Genomic DNA, 1,997 nt, shown 5'->3' with positions numbered 1-1,997 from the left:
GCCCAGCGCATCGTCGAGGGCGACGTGCCCGAGAGCCTGCGCGACAAGACCCTCTACTCCCTCGACCTCGCGGCCATGCTCGCCGGCKCCAAGTACCGCGGCGAGTTCGAGGAGCGGCTCAAGGCCGTCCTCGAGGAGATCAAGGGCAGCGACGGGCAGATCGTCACCTTCATCGACGAGATCCACACCGTCGTCGGCGCGGGCGCCGGCGGCGAGGGGGCGATGGACGCCGGCAACATGCTCAAGCCGATGCTGGCCCGCGGCGAGCTGCGCCTCGTCGGCGCGACCACGCTCGACGAGTACCGCAAGCACATCGAGAAGGACGCCGCCCTCGAGCGGCGCTTCCAGCAGGTCTTCGTCGGCGAGCCGTCGGTCGCGGACACCATCGCCATCCTGCGCGGCCTCAAGGAGCGCTACGAGGCGCACCACAAGGTGACGATCGCCGACTCGGCCCTCGTCGCGGCCGCGTCCCTCTCCGACCGCTACATCTCCGGACGGCAGCTGCCCGACAAGGCCATCGACCTCATCGACGAGGCGGCGTCGCGGCTGCGCATGGAGATCGACTCGAGCCCCGTCGAGATCGACGAGCTGCGCCGCGCCGTCGACCGGTTGAAGATGGAGGAGTTCGCCCTCGCGCAGGAGACGGACGCCGCCTCGCGCGACCGTCTCGAGCGGCTGCGCAAGGACCTCGCCGACCGCTCCGAGGAGCTCGCCGCCCTCAACGCCCGGTGGGAGGCCGAGAAGGCGGGCCTCAACGCCGTCGGTGACCTCAAGGCCCAGATCGACGACCTGCGCATGCAGGCCGACCGGCTCCAGCGCGAGGGCGACCTCGCCGGCGCCTCCAAGATCGCCTACGGCGACATCCCCGCGCTGGAGAAGCAGCTGGAGTCCGCGCAGGAGCGCGAGGCCGCGGCCACGTCGGTCGGGGACGAGCCGATGGTCAAGGAGGAGGTCGGCGCCGACGACATCGCCGACGTCATCTCCGCGTGGACGGGGATCCCTGCCGGCCGTCTCATGGAGGGGGAGTCCGAGAAGCTGCTGCACATGGAAGAGCACATCGGCGCCCGCCTCATCGGCCAGACCGGCGCCGTGCGCGCCGTGTCCGACGCCGTCCGTCGCACGCGGGCCGGAGTCTCGGACCCCGACCGGCCCACCGGCTCGTTCCTCTTCCTCGGCCCGACGGGGGTCGGCAAGACCGAGCTGGCCAAGAGCCTCGCCGACTTCCTCTTCGACGACGAGCGGGCCATGGTCCGCATCGACATGTCGGAGTACTCCGAGCGCCACTCGGTGGCCCGCCTCATCGGTGCGCCTCCCGGCTACGTCGGCTACGAGGAGGGCGGCCAGCTCACCGAGGCCGTCCGGCGTCGGCCGTACTCCGTGATCCTGCTCGACGAGATCGAGAAGGCGCACCCCGAGACGTTCGACATCCTGCTCCAGGTGCTCGACGACGGCCGGCTCACCGACGGGCAGGGTCGCACCGTCGACTTCCGCAACGTCATCCTCGTGCTGACCTCGAACCTCGGGTCGCAGTTCCTCGCCGACCCGCTGCTCGGCCCGGAGGCACGACGCGAGTCGGTCATGGGCGTGGTGCGGTCGTCGTTCAAGCCGGAGTTCCTCAACCGGCTCGACGAGATCGTGGTCTTCGACGCCCTGAGCCGCGACGACCYGGCCCAGATCGTCGACCTGCAGGTCAAGGCGTTCGCCCAGCGGCTCTCGGACCGCCGCATCACCCTCGAGGTCACCGACGACGCACGCCAGTGGCTCGCGTCCCGGGGCTTCGACCCGGCCTACGGGGCGCGTCCGCTCCGCCGGCTGGTGCAGCGGGAGATCGGCGACCGGCTGGCCCGGGGGCTGCTTTCCGGCGAGGTCCGCGACGGGTCCACCGTGAAGGTCGGCGTCGACCCGGCGCAGGAGACGCTCACGCTCGTCTGAACAGCTCGGCATCCCAACCAAACTCACGGGCGGCCGCGACGTTCTCGTCGCGGTCGTCCGTGAAC

General features: G+C 71.1%; 1 protein-coding gene. It reads left to right on the top strand.

The genetic code is table 11. The features are described from left to right. A partial coding sequence (locus AC1DP0_RS21350; protein ID WP_478088499.1) for an ATP-dependent Clp protease ATP-binding subunit occupies positions 1-1,932 on the top strand: 1,932 nt, incomplete at its 5' end. Between the last annotated feature and the right edge of the window lie 65 nt (positions 1,933-1,997).

This window comes from Terrabacter sp. P5_B1 (genome assembly GCF_056400505.1).
Note: the sequence above shows the minus strand (reverse complement) of the source record. Positions and strands in the feature narration are given on the sequence as shown.